Raw genomic sequence first — 15768 nt, 5'->3', positions numbered from 1 at the left:
GTGAGGTGCCAATGCGGACACACAGATACTTCTGCGAGACGATAATTTAAAGCCGGGTGCTGCTTTTTACAACCGCTCCAAAGTGTGAACGGTCAGAGCTCGCGCGCATTCGTCGTGGACGAATACCTAACCGCGGGCCTATCGGAAGGTTCCGCCAGAAGGTTCCTTTGCGATCTGGGGCTCTTCGTTGCTGCCCGGAATCGTCTGCGCGTCGGCACCAGGAGCGACTTGCCGGACATAGTTTTGCCAGGCGGCGACGTCTCGTCCGATTGACTGTTGCCCCGTCGCCCGCATCAATGACTCCGTCGCGCTGATTTGCAACGCAGGATTTCGGTCTTCGAGTGCCAGAGCCAGTGCTCGAACTGACGTCTGGCCCTGAAAATTACCCAAGGCTCGCGTCGCCGCGATTCGGACGTCGTCGTCGGTGTCGTTGGCGAGGATTTCCTGTAGCTGATAGATCGAGTCCTGCCCAGGGATACGCTTGAGGGCTTCAACGGTCGCGATGCGAATATCCGAGGAGGGGTCGCTGGCGGCGATGGCGAGAGTGTCGGCGGTCTTCGGGCAATCGAGGGACGTGATTAGCTTGAGCGCATGCAGACGAAGTAGCAAAATTGGGTCGCGTAGGATGACTTCGGAGAGCTTTTGTGCGACTTCCTGTTGCGATTCGACAGTTCCACCAGCAACTGACGCGACAGCTTCAGTCATTCGTTTTTTGCGAGCAAAAAGTGTGTCTGCGATCTGCTCTTCGGCCTCCCATTTTTTGCGAACCCAGGGAGCATATTTGCCTGTTCGCCAAAACTGGCCTTCAGCACAGCCAAACAGGCTCAACGAAAAGACTGCGAGCAGTGTCACCGATGCGAGGCGGTAGCTGGATTGAAGTCGCACCACGGGAATACCTGAAAATTGAATTGCGAAACTCGCTGCGACGGTAGCAAATCATGCAGTACATGAAAACGCGAATGGATTTGAAAGCGAAAGTGCTGGCATTCAGGTGTGGACACAAAAAAAGCCCCGCTGAAAAGCAGGGCTTGGTGATCTTGAGACAGCGGGGCTGACTCGATTTTGATTCAAACTAGCTCGTTTTTGATTCGATTCGTTGAGCCACGTTTGGATCGACCTTGCGGCCTTTTTGATCTTCATCGTAGTACTTGCCACCTTGTCCGTATCCGTAGCCATAGCCGTAGCCATAGCCGTAGCCGTTGTAGCTATAGCCGGCACGGTAGGCACCGTAGGTGTATTGGCTTCCGTAGCCGGACTGTTGGCCCACGCCGTTGACGACCAGACCAAGACAGTTGGCTCCAAGGTTGCGAAGCATTTCGGTCGAACGCTCAGCACTGATACGAACGTTTTTCTTGATCCGGATACAAAGGACGACGCCGTCGACGCGTGCTGCAATCGGGCAAGCATCGGTAACCGCGAGAAGTGGCGGCGTATCGATGATGACGAAGTCGTACTCGGTTCGCATTTCGTCAATCAGATCCTTAACCTGAGGCGACGAGCATAGCTCGGCAGGATTTGACGGCTTCGAGCCGCAAGGCATGATCGACATGCCTTCGATTTCGGCGACTTCGAAAACGCAGTCTTTCCAGTGTGACTGTCCGCCAAGCACGGTTGCGAAGCCTTCCTTGGACGTGATCCCGAAAGTCGAGTGCTGGCGCGGACGACGCATGTCGGCGTCCACCAGAAGGACTCGTTTACCAGACTGAGCAATCGAGACAGCAAGGTTTGAAGCCAGCGTGGACTTACCGTCACCAGGCGTCGGGCTGGTGATTTGAATTACCGAGTGCTGGTGGTTCTGCGTATTGAAAAACAGGGACGTTCTCACCGCACGGAAAGCTTCAGAAACCTGAGACTTCGGTCGGTGATACGAACAAACGATTGGCTCGATGGCTGAACCTTCAACAAGGTAACGTTTGCTTTGGCCAATGACCGGGACGTGGCCGATCAATGGAACGTTCAGTTGACGAATGATCTCAGACGGATTGTGGAAAGTCTTGTCTGCCAATTCAACGAGGCAACCAAGTCCAAACCCGAACAGCGAACCAAGCAGGCCGCCGAGTCCGAGCAGCATTGGCAAGTTTGGCCAAACGGCCTGCCCTTCAAGGGCGTTGGCGAGTCGCTCAAAACGGTATCCATCATTGCCGTTTGAATTGGAGATGTCACCGTCGGGGCTGATTTGTAGCAATAGCTCAGCACCAAGTCGCTGGGAAGCACCGATCTCTTTAAGTTGCTCGTCCAGACGGGTGATCTCCTGCTCAATCTTGCTCAGCTTGATCGCTTCGTTGTTGTGCATTTGCCATTGTTCATCCTGCTCAGCCAGCATGCGAGAAACGTCTTTGATGCTCTGATCAATTTCCGCCGTCTTTCGTTCAAAAATGATTTCATCAGGAAGGATATCCAAGTCTGCTGAGTTTTTGGAGTTTTCTTCTTCCATCTCTGCCAACTGCTTTTTGACAATGTTAATGCTGACGACAGCAGCTTCGTGATCCGGATGCCCCGTTCCAACCTTTTGGCGGATCAGCTCAGCATTAGCCTCTGCTTCTAGTAATCTCATTCTCAGGGTGGCAGTTTGGGAACCGCGTTGTGGCTGATATCGTTCACCAGACAGCTGTTGCTGTTCTCGCATTTCCCAAATCCGGGCACTGATGCCAGCGGGACCCAATGCGGCTGCCCGTTCGTTCTTGGCTCGTTCGTTCTGAAGTTTCCCAAGTTCTTCACGCATCGCCTGCATGGACTTGGCCAACTGAACAACCATGACAGCGTGAATGTTACTGTTTCCATTGATGCGAAGGGCATCGTACTGGTCGTCCCACTTCTTTCGCTCCGCGATGGCGACAGCGAAACGATTATTGAAGTTGTCCTGGTACTTTCTCAATTCACTGACGAAGAGGTTCTTATCCGTTTCGTATTGACGAATCAACGTCTCTTCGTACGTCTGTAGCAGGTTATTAACAACCGTTGGAGCGTCGCTCTTGTCCGGCGACGTATAGCGTATCTCGTAAATGTACGGAGCCTCAGGGTCTGGCGTAACAACAAGATTGTTGATCACATATTCTGCAATATCGTCTTTGGGAATTTCATCAAACGAGTTGAGAAGCCTCAGCTTGCCGCCGTCATCATTCAAACATTGCTCTACCATCAAGCGTTGGACGATCAACTTGTCGTGGGCAACTTGAGCCACTTCTGGTCCGTATTCCACTTGTCTGTGATTTCGGATCGAAGGTTTATTGCGAGGTTCAATTTTAACTGAGGCAACACTTTCGTAGATCGTTTCGCTTTTGGCGTAAACCAATGCACCGAGTGCGAGGCCAGTAACGAGGCCGAGGAACACCAACCATTTACGCCGGTTGAGCACTCCCCAAAAATCAAAAGCTGCTTCGTCGTCATCCTGAGCCATCATCACAGGCGGCATGCCCATGGGGGAGCCCATTTGATTGGGGTTCTGATACTGGCCAATCTGGTTGTTGTTGGGTTCCACGATATTTCTCCTCAGGACACAGATGCGGTTCAGGGGGCAGGATGGATATCCATAAAGATGATGGCGCCGCTCTTCGACACCACTAAGCCAGAGCCGCAGTAGTATATCAAAGCGTATCGAACTCTCAAGAATTCAAATTTTGCACTTTCTGAAAATTTACTCATCCGCGTTGCAAAAAAGAGTTGGGTTTTGCGGGCTGGGGTCGTACGACAGCTAGATTCCCGTTAGCCAAAACAGCCGTAGGAATCAGTCCCGCAAACTTTGACACTTCCGTAGACTTTGTTGGCCGTGCGTTCGTTTTTCGTGTCACAGAGCTGCCATCAGAATTCTGCTTTCAAAAGTTGAACCATTTCGTCCTCTTAAACGCCGTTTAAGGGTCGAATCGGACGCGCTTGATTGTTAAATTTTCGTCATGACAACTCCAATGATGAAACAGTACCACGAAGCCAAGAAGGCTTGTGACGACGCCCTGCTATTTTTTCGCATGGGCGACTTCTATGAACTCTTTCATGACGACGCGAAGAAAGCTGCCAAAGTTCTGGGGCTGACACTTACCAGTCGGGACAAAGCCAACACGGTTCCTATGGCAGGATTCCCCCATCACCAACTCGATTCGTACCTTGCCAAGCTGATCAAAAAAGGACACCGGGTCGCCGTTTGTGAGCAGGTCGAAGATCCAAAAAAAGCAAAGGGCCTGGTCAAGCGTGAGATTACGCAGTTAGTTACGCCAGGAACGATTTTGGATTCTGACTTGCTCGATCCAACGCAAAGCAATTACCTCGCAGCAGTGTTTCCCGCCCGCTACCTGGACAAGAAAGTAGGCGATCAGTTCGGTGTGGCATGGGCCGATATTTCAACAGGCCTGTTCGCGGTTACGGCCGTCTCCACAGAAGGACTTGAGGGGCTGTTGCAACGGCTCAATCCGGCTGAGATTTTGCTGCCTGAGAAGGTCGGAGAGTCTTTGGATGAATTGCTTGTCGCGTTTGAATTGGGGGCTCGAACCGTTAGGCCGAACTGGGCGTTTGGGCACGAAGCCTGCGAAAACTTGTTGCACAAGCAGTTGAACGTGGCAACTCTCGACGGGTTCGCGATCGATGGTTTCGGACCAGCCGCTGTTTGCGCCGCCGGAGCCGTCATTGAGTACCTGCGCGAAACGCAGAAGTCTGTGCTCGAACATGTTGACTCGATCCGCCCGTTTCACATTTCTGACTACGTGAAAATCGATTCGGCAACGTGGCGTTCTCTGGAAATCAATCAAACGCTGCGAACCGGAAATAGTGATGGTTCGCTGTTTGGCGTGATCGATCGCAGCCAAACTCCGATGGGCAGCCGTCTTCTCGGGCAATGGCTGACGACGCCGTTGGTTGATATCGAGCAGGTCCGCTCGCGACACGAAGCGGTCCGGGAGCTTGTTGACAACGGAACGTTGCGTTCCCAGATCCGTGAGTGCTTCAAGGGGATCTTTGATCTGGAGCGTTTGATCGCCAAAGTCGCGACTGGTCGGGTGTCACCGCGAGACCTTTCGGGGATCGGCCAAACGCTTGGAAAGATTCCACTCATCAAGGCCAAACTTACAGACCGAAAAAGCAAACTGCTCAACAGCCTTGAGGCCGAGTTGGATCTTTGCGCGGAACTTCGCGCCGAATTGGAACAGGCTTTGATCGAAGCCTGTCCGCCTCATCTTCGAGACGGCAATTTCATTCGAGACGACTACGACAGTCGACTCGATGAGCTTCGAAAACTTGCAGCCGGCGGCAAGCAGTGGATTGCGAACTATCAACAGTCAATCTGTGACTCGACCGGGATCCCCAGCCTGAAAGTCGGATTCACAAAAGTCTTTGGTTATTACCTCGAAGTCACCAATACCCACAAGGACAAAGTTCCCGCCAACTTCATTCGAAAACAAACGCTCAAAAACGCGGAACGCTACATCACGCCGGAACTTAAAGAGTACGAGGAAAAAGTTCTCACTGCCGATGAGCAGGCGGCAACTTGCGAGCTGGAAATTTTCGACGGCTTGCGTGAGTTCGCGCGTTCACAGATTTCGCGACTCAAGACAAACGCGGCGATCATCGCGACTCTCGATACGCTCTGCGGTATGGCTCAGTTGGCGTCTGAGCAAAATTACTGCTGCCCGGAAATGGTTTCCGATTCGACGTTGAATATTGTCGCTGGCCGGCATCCGGTTCTCGACATCATGCAGCCGCTGGGAGCCTTCGTGCCTAACGATACCAACGTTGATGAAGAGAGCGGGTTCCTGCACCTAATTACTGGCCCCAACATGGCGGGTAAGAGTACGTACATTCGCCAGGTCGCGTTGATCACGTTGATGGCTCAAATTGGTAGCTTTGTTCCGGCGACGTCGGCCAAAATTGGCGTCGTTGATCAGATTTTTGCTCGGGTCGGAGCCAGCGATGAGCTTTCGCGTGGCCAAAGTACATTCATGGTCGAGATGACGGAGACGGCAAGAATCCTGAATACCGCGACAAGTCGGTCGCTTGTGATTTTGGATGAAATTGGTCGCGGAACGAGCACCTACGATGGCGTTTCTCTTGCTTGGGCGATCGTCGAATACTTGCACGATCAGATCGGCTGCCGCTCGCTGTTCGCGACGCACTATCACGAGTTGACGGCGCTCGAAACAGATCTTGGCGGCGTCAGCAACTACAACGTTTCGGTTCGCGAGTGGGAAGAGAAAATTGTCTTCCTTCACAAAATCGTTCCAGGCAGCGCGGACAAGAGCTATGGAATTCATGTTGCCCGTTTGGCAGGAGTACCTTCATGGGTCAATCGACGTGCGGAAAAGATTCTCGACCGTTTGGAAACCAAGAATGACGTCGACGAAAACCGCAAAGCCATCAAGTCATCTGGTAATGGATCCGGTGGAATTCAGATGACGCTTTTCGAAGCCGACCACCCGCTGCTTGAACGGATCCGCACGCTCGAACCCAATCATCTGACTCCCATTGCCGCGCTGGAGATGCTGCAGCAGTTCAAGGATGAAATTAGCGACTAGAGCCTTGTCGGGTTCAGTGGCTTGATGTTCCCGTGGCCGACGTATTCTCTCGACGGGAGCGCCGCGATTTTTGCCCACGGGAGCGTCGTTTAGGATGTTCGTCGATCATAGGCTGACGCGAAAGGTCTCGCCAACGATAGTCACTCGCGCGAGCATAAACCGATTCCTTTAGCTTGCGCAGCGAATACAGATAGTATTTCGAAAGCATGGTCACCATGACGCCGCACCAAATGAAAACGCCGAGCAAAAAAAACGGCCACGAATTCCAGAGGAATTGTTTGTGATCGTTCGTGTCCAATCTCGAAGTCAAAGTCGTTGACTTCTGCCACTTGTTAAAGCGTTGCTCGTCGTCCTGCAGACTGTTTTTCCACGTGTTCGGATCAACATTGATTGAGCTGATTGCTTCGGCGCCGATTCCCAGCGGGATGACTTCTTTGTTGAACACCCAAACTCCAAACAGGCTAGGTGCAACGAACAGGAAGATCACAAATGCCATGTTCGACTTGAACCTTGACAATGACGCCCTCTCATTCGAAGCCCGACCCATGGACCAGGTTCCATCTGCTCGAACGCAATTGGCGATAGATCGCTGTTTGATCGAAGAAGGCATTGCTGCTGCCAAAATTTCGCTGCACAGGAAAATCAATCCTGCTGCAAGCAACAACCAGATGAACACTGAGTTGCCGACTGATATAAGGAGGAGCACCGAAGTTGCGATCAGGATCGTTGCAACTGCGCAGTGAAGGGTGCTTCCCCACGAATGTTTGAATTTTGACGGAATCGACTTGGTGTTGACGGCGGAGTTCAACTCTTGCGACATCAAAAAATCGTGTTTGGCTGTTTCGGTTCTCATGGATAACAGTATGACTTGAGATTGTCGTTCGTGTGCCGGACGCTCGGGCCAAATCTTCGCGTTGAGTGTAGGTCATTTTGCAAAGATTCAGATCGTGGGCCAGTTCTTGCGCCCAAGAAAGCTCGCAGATTTCTCGGCGAGCCCACGTCTAATTCGGACTTTCGTCCCGTCAGGAAGTTTACTTCAACGTCAGTCTGCATACTGCGTTTTTACGAACAAGTTGACCATGAACGATTCCGGATCGAACGTTCACGCGGTTCGAATGGACAGTCGTGAACTCGAAGTCTCAGGAGATCGATCCCGCTTTGCAACGCAATGCCGCGAATGGTTTGCCCTATTTGCAGATGTTATGATGTCGGCCACTCATCTGACCCAAGGAGCCCCGTCATGCAAAGTTTTGTCCTGAGACTTGTCGTTGTTGTTCTGCTGATCTGTTTTCAGTCGGAAACGTTCGCTCAGCAGTCATCCAATCCCGATGGTTTCACCAAACTCAATATCGGCGATGCGGCCCCGGATTTTGATCTGCCCGGAGTCGACGACAAGAATCACAAGCTCGCCGACTATGCGGACAAAAAAGTGCTGATGGTTGTTTTCACTTGCAATCACTGCCCAACGGCACAGGCCTACGAAGAACGGCTCAACAAAATGGTTGAGGACTACGCCGCGAAGGGAGTCGCAATCGTTGGTATCTCGCCAAACGATCCCAAAGCCGTGCGCTTGGACGAGCTTGGATATTCTGACCTTGGCGATACTCTCGAAGACATGAAGATCCGTGCCAGGGAAGCTGGCTTCAAGTTTCCCTACCTGTTCGATGGCGAGACTCAGAAAGTTTCGCTTTCGTATGGCGTGTTGGCGACACCGCACGTGTTCATTTTCGACGCCGAACGCAAGCTCCGTTACAAAGGTCGAATCGATGACTCAGAAGAAGGCAATCCGAAAGTTCACGACGCTCGAAATGCAATTGATGCACTGCTTGCTGACAAAGCCGTGCCCGTCGAAACGACACGTGTCTTTGGCTGTTCCACAAAATGGTTTACCAAACGCGAAGACCACAAACGCTATCTCGCGAAATGGGACAAAGAACCGGTCAGTCTGAGCGTGATCGATTTGGAAAAGCTCAAAGCCATCGCCGCCAACGACACGGACAAGCTACGCGTGGTCAACGTGTGGGCGACGTGGTGTGGCCCGTGCCTTGAAGAGCTTCCCGAATTCGTCACGATCAATCGAATGTACCGCGGCCGCAAGTTTGAGATGGTTACGGTCAGCGTGGATGAACTGAAAGACCAGGACAAAGCGTTGCGAGTATTAACAAAGACGAACGTCTCATGTCGCAATGTGTTGTTCAACTCCGGGAAGCGGGACGAACTTTTTGAAACGTTGGACCCGGAATGGGAAGGCGGATTTCCGTACACCGCAATCTACGCTCCGGGAGGAAAGGTTGTGTTTCGCAAGCAAGGCCAAATCGATCCGACGGAATTGAAGCAGGCGATCGCGGATCGCGTTGGACGCACCTTCGCGAGCGACAAGGTCGAAATTTCAGAATCTGCACCGGCAACCAAGCCAACTCCGGGAGACAATTTCAAAACCGGGAATCTGGTGCCCTGGTGCACGGTCGCTTTTGATTCCAAAAAGCGTTCGCCAGAAGATCGCGCAAAAATGATCTTCGACCTCGGGCTCAAACGAAGCGCTTATGCGTGGCGCGAACGCCATTTGAAGGAGTTCGAACGGGAGATCCTGGCGTACAAAGCGAACGGCATCGAGTACTTCACTTTCTTCAATTGGCATCCTTCGATGGAGCCACTGATTCGCAAGCACGGCATCAAGCCCCAGATTTGGCACTACATGCAATTCAAGCCATCGGGAACTCAGGAGGAGAAAGTTGTTGCGACGGCGGAACACCTCAAGAAGATGGTCGACAAAACGCGTGAACTTGGACTCAAGTTCGCTCTCTACAATCATGGCGGATGGACCGGCGACCCCGCAAACATGGTTGCTGTCGTCAAACACATCCGCGCGACTCAACCTGATTCTGATCACGTGGGAATCGTCTACAACTTCCATCACGGACACGGCGACGTCGAGGATTTCGAAGCTCGATTTAATGTCATGCTGCCCTACCTTTATTGCGTGAACCTCAACGGAATGGTCGAGCCGCAGATCGTAAATGAGGAAACCCTGGAGAACAAAATTCTGACCATCGGCGAGGGCAAGTATGAAGCCGACATGATTCGCACCGTGATTGCGTCCGGCTATGCCGGCCCGATCGGGATCATCGACCATCGCGATGATTTGGATTCAGAGATCGCTTTGCGGGACAACATGCTGGGGCTGAAAAAGTTGTTGAGCCAACTGTACGGTTCGGCCGAATAATCAAATATTCCAGCCTGCCGAGCGAATGGAAGGTAGGCTGTCCCGGTTTTTTTGGCCGAAAGGCTATAATTTGGGGCGGCGACCGTTTCCACCAACACAAAGACAAAACGATGGGAAAAAATACCCGAAAACGCACGACCATGATTGGGATGGCTTTGGTTACCCTCAGCGCGATTTTCGCGCCGCCCGTTGGCGCTTTTCAGACCGAAGAGATGTTGGAAAAAGAACGGCGTGACACTAGTCGCTTCTTTGAGCAGGCTCATGAATCGCTAAGTGAAGCCCTCGACATGTTCGATGAAAAAGGAGAGCTCAAGGAATCGAAAGACATCGCTTTCTACGATTTCCTCAGCCGTTCCCAGGAAGCCCAACAAACTCGAATCGAAGGCTATCTCGATGCGGCTTCGGACGCGCTCGGCATCTCCAGTATCAGTGATCAGCGTCAAATCGTTGCGGGACTGCGTCAGAAAATCAGCGCGGCGCAACGAGAACTGACGATCTACGAACGCAAGAAAATTTCGGCTCCCGAGTCTACCTACAATCCGCTGGCGGTCACTCGCGAGGGCTATGAGGAAAAGATCGCAGCCAAAAAAGAACAGATCGTTGAGTTCGAATCGCAAATCGCTGACGAGAAACAGAAGCTGGTCGAACAGCTCGAAGGCATCGGACTGAAACTCGACGCTGAACAAATTGACATTCTGCTCGAATCGATCACCGGCGACGAGTTCATTCGCGTTTCCATCATCTTCGACAATGCCAAAAATTTCGCGCTTGAGCTGGAAGAGCTAACGGAAAAAACGGGCGAGGATCTGGACGCGGCAAAGCGATACTACGGCGTCTATTTGATGCTGCTCAAGACGGTCGATCGCTTGCAAAACAAGTTCATCGACAACGTGGACGACGAGTACTATCCGAAACTCGACGCGTTTGCGCAAAAAGCGATGATCAATATCGAAGAAGCCGAACGCGCGATCAAAGCCGGCGGCGACGCGGAGATTCTGAACAACAACATCGCCTCCAATCAAGTGACCTACGACGCGGTGATGCTCTACAAACAAGGGTTGGCCCATCAAAAGCACCAGATGATGAACGCCAATCTTGAGTGCCGACGCAACATTTTGACCGCGGTGAATACGTACAGGACTGTTGCCTTGAGCAAGGACGTGGCATCGCTGATGGCGACCAGTCGTCGCGCCTTCGACGCGATCACGAACCTGACCGTCCCGGACCTGAAACCGTTTGAAAACCTGAAGGTCAAGGAAGCCTTTTTGGAGATCACGCGGGATCTGCGAAAGTAAATTGCGGCATAGGATTCCAGCCAGCGGATCGGAATTGGGCCGCAAGGCTGCCACCGCGGCGGGATCGAAGTTAAACTGTCGCTATGAAGCTCGCATTGAACCAGAAAGTCCTCTTCGCTGCCTGGTGTCTGGTTTCGCTGGCTCTTTTTGCCTCCCTGTTCCTGTTCCTCACGCCCGGCGACCGAGCCATCGCGTGGCGCACGATCAGTCTTGGAGCAGCAACCTCTTTGTTCGCGATTCCGATCGGCGTTTTGCTCGCGTGGATCGCCAACGGACGCGGAATCGTCGCCGCAACGGTTCGAACTTTCTGCATCGTCGGTGTCTTGCTGCCGGTATTTGTTCAGGTCAGTGCCTGGGATGCCGCTTTTGGCAAACTCGGGCTGCTGACAAACAGTTTTGGCGACGTGCTCAAGCCAGTGCTTTCGCGCTGGCCCGCAGCGATCTGGATTCATTCGATGGTCGCCGCACCTCAAGTCGCCGTACTGTTTCTCGTCGTGCTGCGCAGCGGATCCGAAGACTGGGAAGACGCTTTGCGACTGGAGACAAACGCGACCGAAGCCAGTCTGCGAATTCTGGTGTGGCGATTCCTGCCCGTTACGCTCGCCGCCACACTTTGGACCATGATCGGATGTGCTCGCGAGATTGCGGTCACCGACATCTATCAAATTGGAACGCTTTCCGAGCAAGTCTACCTTGGCTATTCGCTTGGACAGCTAAACGCGATTGGAACCGCGTGGACTCCCGAACAGCTCGCTGCGGCACAGAACCTCGGATTGGGCATTACCCTGTTGACGGTCGCCTGGCTGGCGGCTTCTGCGATGTTCGCGTTTGGCTCTCTCAGTCGATCGATCGAACGGAGTGAATCGCTTCGCCCCATGCGGTTTCGAAAGAACCGGCCGGCTGTGAACGTGACGGGCATTGTGCTGTTGCTGGTCGTTGTCGCGGTTCCATTGGCTAATCTGATCGGTCGAGTCGGCTTTTCCGTAATTCGAGTCGAGGGACAGCCTGTCGCGACCTGGGATGGTTCGTCAGCGATCAACGCTATCTCTCGCGTTTTCACTGACTTTCAGGACGAGTTCATTTGGTCGTTGTTAATCGCGTTCGTCGCCGCATCGGTCGTGTGCGCGATTGCCATGCCATTGGTCTGGTTCGGCAGAAACTCACTTTTTGGAAAAGCAGTTATCGGTCTGGTGTTTGGGATATTGGCGGCAGCTCCCGGACCTTCGATTGGCCTGTTGGTGGCTCAGCTTTTCAATGCAACTGAAATTTCCGCAGTTCAATATCTTTATGACCGAACGATCACCGCCCCAGTCATTGCGAATGCACTTTTTTGTCTGCCTCTCGCGATCCCGGTTTTCTGGTTTTTGGCCTCACAGGTCTCCAGCGATCAACGGCAACAAGCAACGCTCAACGGAGTGTCGAGCTGGAGTCAGTTTCTCCATTTCGCAATTTTCGCTCAGTGGCGATCGAATCTTGGCGCATGGTTTCTCGTGGCAGCGTTTTCATTTGCGGAACTTTCGGCGACCCAAATGGTCCTTCCGCCGGGCATGGACAGCGTCCCGCGACTGGCGTTGGGAATGCTGCACGCCGGAGTCAACGAGTCGACGGCCGCGCTGACGCTTGTGACGCTTTTGCCTGTCATTCTGTTTGGCGTCTTTGCACAGATCTGCTTTGCCGGAACTCGGCGAATAAGAGTAGAATAAGGACAGGAACGCTGCACGGAACAGAACATGAAACAGGAATTCTTTAGACTCAAACTGCGCGTGATCACGTTGGCGATCGCTGTCGTTGTGTGCGCCGCGTCGTCGGTTGTGTGCGCTGACACGCTGGTGATTGAACGTGATGGCGAAGAAGTTTCGATCGAGGGCGAATTTCTGCTGGAAGCCCGTGACAAAAGCATCCTGTTTGAAGGGACCGACGGTCAGCTTCATATCTTTACGGCAGATCGGATCGTGTCGCTGGACAAAGGAGTCGAGAAAACTCCGCCGATGAACCACGACGAACTGGGGCAGTCGCTTTTGGCTGATCTGCCGGATGGTTTCAGAATTCACAGCACGAAAAACTACGTGATTGCGTACAAGACGGAACTGGAATTCGCTCAATGGATTGAAGATCTCTACGAGAAACGACTGTTCAAGGAATTTCAGAAGTTCGGTCGGACGAAGCTCAGGAATGGATTGACCGATTCGCGATTTCCTTTGGCTGTCGTCGTGTTTGGTTCGCGACCTGAGTACGATCGCTACGTGGTCCGCGAACTGGGAACCGAGCCCGGGTCGATGATTGCGCACTACAGTCAGCTGACCAATCGAGTGGCGATGTACGATTTGACTTTCGATCTGGGCGACGGCGGCAAGAAAAGAAGACTGAAGGACGTGCTGAAGAAACCTGAAGCCATTCCGATGGTAACAACGATTATCCATGAGGGCACGCATCAATTGATGTTCAATCGCGGCATGCAGACTCGCCTGGCGGATGCACCACTGTGGCTCAACGAGGGCATCGCGAACTGGTTCGAAACGCCGGACCCTGACAACGGCATCGGCTGGCATCGGCCAGGGCTTGTGAACGACCATCGAATGGCTCAGCTCAGACGGTACATTCCGAACCGACCTGCGAACTCTCTGGAAACGCTGATTGCGTCCGATGAGCGATTCAGGGGCGAAGGAGCATTCGATGCCTACGCGGAATCCTGGGCATTGATGCACTTTTTGCTCAATCGCAACACGAAGAAAACTCGTCGGTACGTCAAAGCGATCTCGAACAAACCGCCCGGCGTCAAAGTCTCCGCTGCAACTCGGCTGGAGGAGTTCAAGGAACATTTCGGCGAACTCGATCGGCTGGACAAAGCGTTTCTGATCTACGTCAAAAAACTGCGTTAGCCGGCTTTACCTTCGAATCTGCCTTGGGCGAAAATCGCTTCATCATCAAGCGTCACTTCGACGTGCATTGGTACAAAAGGATACAGAAACGCAAGCGCGCTGCGGATCTGCATCGTGAACACCGGGACGTCACCGATTTCGTCATAGACGGGAATCGACACGCTGTATCTCGCCAGAACTCCCTTGCCGCTGAACCAGCGACGCTTTTCGATTTGGACGTGGGTTGGATAGACTTTTAAAGTCACATTCATTTTTCCGGAAAGCTCGACGACGGTTGCGTTGGGAAAAAAGACCGCCCAAAACGCGGCCCAACCGATGGGTTGAATCCGTCGAACAAGCAAAGGCTGCTGCCGATGAATCCGCAGCCTCAACCCGTCGGTCTTTTTCGTCGAAGCATCTGGTGGCGGACTTCGAAACGCATCCGCGACCGAAGCTTCGCCAACTGAGGATTTTGCGATCTCGTTCACGCAGTTTGCCTTGTAGTTCTCTGCAACGACAGTCAGAATGCAATCTGAATCAATTTAGCCGATGGAGTTATCCTATGCACCGAGAACCGACCGATCAAACAACCACAAACAGCTCACGACGCAGTTTTCTTGCGGCTGGGACCGCGATGTCCGTAGGCGCCGCGGCAGCCTCTGCTTTGCCACGCCCGGCGTTTGGCTATCACAACAGCGTTGATGACGCGATAAAAGTTGGACTGGTTGGTTGCGGCGGTCGCGGTACCGGAGCATTGATGAATGTCATTGAAGCCGATTCGCGGACTCAAGTCGGAGCTTTGGCTGATGCCTTTCGTGACCGGGTCGACATTACCGTGGACGCGCTCAAGACCGAGCATCCGGACAACCTCAAGGTGACTGACGACACCATCTTCACCGGTGTGGATTGTCACGAGCGATTGGTCAATGCCGACATCGATGTTGTGCTGTTGGCGACGCCGCCTCATTTTCGTCCGGCCCAAATGGAAGCTGCGGTTCGCGCCGGCAAGCACGTGTTCTGCGAAAAACCGGTTGCGGTTGATGTGCCAGGAGCCCGTCGTGTTTTGGCAGCCTGTGAAGAAGCAGAGAGCAAAGGGCTGAGCGTGGTTTCAGGGCTTTGCTGGCGCTACAGTGGCGGCGTCAACGAAGTCATCGGGCGAATTCAGGAAGGAGCCATCGGCGACATCCGAGCCATCGAAACGAACTATCTGACGGGAACGCTTTGGTATCGCACACCACCCAAGGGAGTCGAGTGGTCTTCGATGGAAAACCAGCTTCGCAACTGGTTGTACTTTAGTTGGCTCAGCGGCGACCATACGGCCGAACAACACATTCACTCGATCGACAAAGCGTTGTGGTTGATGGGCGATGTGCCTCCGGTTTCCTGCCACGCGATGGGCGGACGGCTTGCGCGAACGGAAGAAAAATGGGGCAACGTCTACGACCACTTTGCGACGAACTTCGAGTGGGCCGACGGCCGCAAAGCCTTTTCACAATGCCGACAGATGTCAGGCTGTTTTAACCAGACCGACGACATGGTTTACGGGACCGATGGTATCGCCAAAATCCTTTCGTTTTCAATCCAGAACGCCGACGGCGAGTGGAAATACAAGGGGCCGGAAAAGGGCGGACGGATGTATGTCAATGAACATATCGCGTTGTTGAAAAGCATTCGCACCGGCGCTCCGATCAACAACGGATCGTACATGGTCAACAGCACCCTGATGGCGTTGATGGCTCGCGACGCTGCCTACACCGGCAAAAAGATCGTTTGGGACGAATATCTAAAATCAGAAGTGGTGCTGGGGCCGGATTCCTATGATGATGCCGACTACCAACCCGATCGTGTCGCCATCCCTGGTAAAAACGGCAAGCGAAAAATTTGGTAACGTCTTTCGC

General features: G+C 53.1%; 10 protein-coding genes. 6 read left to right on the top strand and 4 right to left on the bottom strand.

What is annotated here, in order from left to right; all coding sequences use genetic code 11:
* Positions 1-138: 138 nt before the first annotated feature.
* Complete coding sequence (locus MFFC18_RS16810) at positions 139-885, bottom strand: HEAT repeat domain-containing protein (RefSeq protein ID WP_075086215.1); 747 nt, start codon at positions 883-885, stop codon at positions 139-141.
* A 187-nt stretch (positions 886-1072) separates the two neighbouring features.
* A complete protein-coding gene (locus MFFC18_RS16805) occupies positions 1073-3478 on the bottom strand; it encodes a polysaccharide biosynthesis tyrosine autokinase (RefSeq protein WP_148618944.1) in 2406 nt (801 codons plus the stop codon).
* Positions 3479-3902: 424 nt separating this feature from the next.
* On the opposite strand from MFFC18_RS16805, the gene mutS reads away from it, so the two are divergent.
* The gene (mutS, locus tag MFFC18_RS16800; protein WP_202907594.1) at positions 3903-6494 is read left to right on the top strand and encodes a DNA mismatch repair protein MutS; all 2592 of its coding nucleotides are present in this window, start codon (positions 3903-3905) and stop codon (positions 6492-6494) included.
* A 13-nt stretch (positions 6495-6507) separates the two neighbouring features.
* Here the strand turns inward: mutS and MFFC18_RS16795 are convergent, their stop codons facing one another.
* Positions 6508-7347: a hypothetical protein gene (locus MFFC18_RS16795; RefSeq protein ID WP_075086218.1), complete on the bottom strand. Its 840-nt coding sequence runs from the start codon at positions 7345-7347 to the stop codon at positions 6508-6510.
* Between the two features lie 387 nt (positions 7348-7734).
* Here MFFC18_RS16795 and MFFC18_RS16790 point away from each other — a divergent pair, with 387 nt between their 5' ends.
* The 4 genes from MFFC18_RS16790 (at position 7735) to MFFC18_RS16775 (ending at position 13891) form a co-directional block, all read left to right on the top strand.
* On the top strand, positions 7735-9717 hold the full coding sequence (locus MFFC18_RS16790; protein ID WP_075086220.1) for a redoxin domain-containing protein: 1983 nt from the start codon (positions 7735-7737) through the stop codon (positions 9715-9717).
* A 110-nt stretch (positions 9718-9827) separates the two neighbouring features.
* Positions 9828-11012, top strand: coding sequence for a hypothetical protein (locus tag MFFC18_RS16785; RefSeq protein ID WP_075086221.1), 1185 nt, complete (start codon positions 9828-9830; stop codon positions 11010-11012).
* Between the two features lie 83 nt (positions 11013-11095).
* Positions 11096-12715: an ABC transporter permease family protein gene (locus MFFC18_RS16780; protein WP_075086222.1), complete on the top strand. Its 1620-nt coding sequence runs from the start codon at positions 11096-11098 to the stop codon at positions 12713-12715.
* A 27-nt stretch (positions 12716-12742) separates the two neighbouring features.
* Positions 12743-13891 (top strand): DUF1570 domain-containing protein, encoded by a 1149-nt coding sequence (locus tag MFFC18_RS16775; RefSeq protein WP_075086223.1) that lies wholly within the window; start codon positions 12743-12745, stop codon positions 13889-13891.
* Here MFFC18_RS16775 and MFFC18_RS16770 read toward each other — a convergent pair.
* Complete coding sequence (locus tag MFFC18_RS16770) at positions 13888-14358, bottom strand: hypothetical protein (protein ID WP_075086224.1); 471 nt, start codon at positions 14356-14358, stop codon at positions 13888-13890. The two genes, MFFC18_RS16775 and MFFC18_RS16770, sit on opposite strands and share 4 nt — an antisense overlap.
* 74 nt (positions 14359-14432) lie before the next feature.
* Between MFFC18_RS16770 and MFFC18_RS16765 the strand changes: the two genes are divergently transcribed.
* Positions 14433-15758 (top strand): Gfo/Idh/MocA family protein, encoded by a 1326-nt coding sequence (locus MFFC18_RS16765; protein WP_075086225.1) that lies wholly within the window; start codon positions 14433-14435, stop codon positions 15756-15758.
* Positions 15759-15768 lie beyond the last annotated feature (10 nt).

The sequence above is a fragment of the Mariniblastus fucicola genome (assembly GCF_008087665.1).
In the GTDB taxonomy this organism is placed as follows: Bacteria; Planctomycetota; Planctomycetia; order Pirellulales; family Pirellulaceae; genus Mariniblastus; species Mariniblastus fucicola.
Note: the sequence above shows the minus strand (reverse complement) of the source record. Positions and strands in the feature narration are given on the sequence as shown.

Bases quoted from the DNA above. Each gene is read 5' to 3' on its own strand.
- mutS (WP_202907594.1), top strand. From the start codon at position 3,903: ATGATGAAACAGTACCACGAAGCCAAGAAGGCTTGTGACGACGCCCTG.
- MFFC18_RS16795 (WP_075086218.1), bottom strand. From the start codon at position 7,347: ATGAGAACCGAAACAGCCAAACACGATTTTTTGATGTCGCAAGAGTTG.
- MFFC18_RS16765 (WP_075086225.1), top strand. From the start codon at position 14,433: ATGCACCGAGAACCGACCGATCAAACAACCACAAACAGCTCACGACGC.
- MFFC18_RS16785 (WP_075086221.1), top strand. From the start codon at position 9,828: ATGGGAAAAAATACCCGAAAACGCACGACCATGATTGGGATGGCTTTG.
- MFFC18_RS16775 (WP_075086223.1), top strand. From the start codon at position 12,743: ATGAAACAGGAATTCTTTAGACTCAAACTGCGCGTGATCACGTTGGCG.
- MFFC18_RS16780 (WP_075086222.1), top strand. From the start codon at position 11,096: ATGAAGCTCGCATTGAACCAGAAAGTCCTCTTCGCTGCCTGGTGTCTG.
- MFFC18_RS16790 (WP_075086220.1), top strand. From the start codon at position 7,735: ATGCAAAGTTTTGTCCTGAGACTTGTCGTTGTTGTTCTGCTGATCTGT.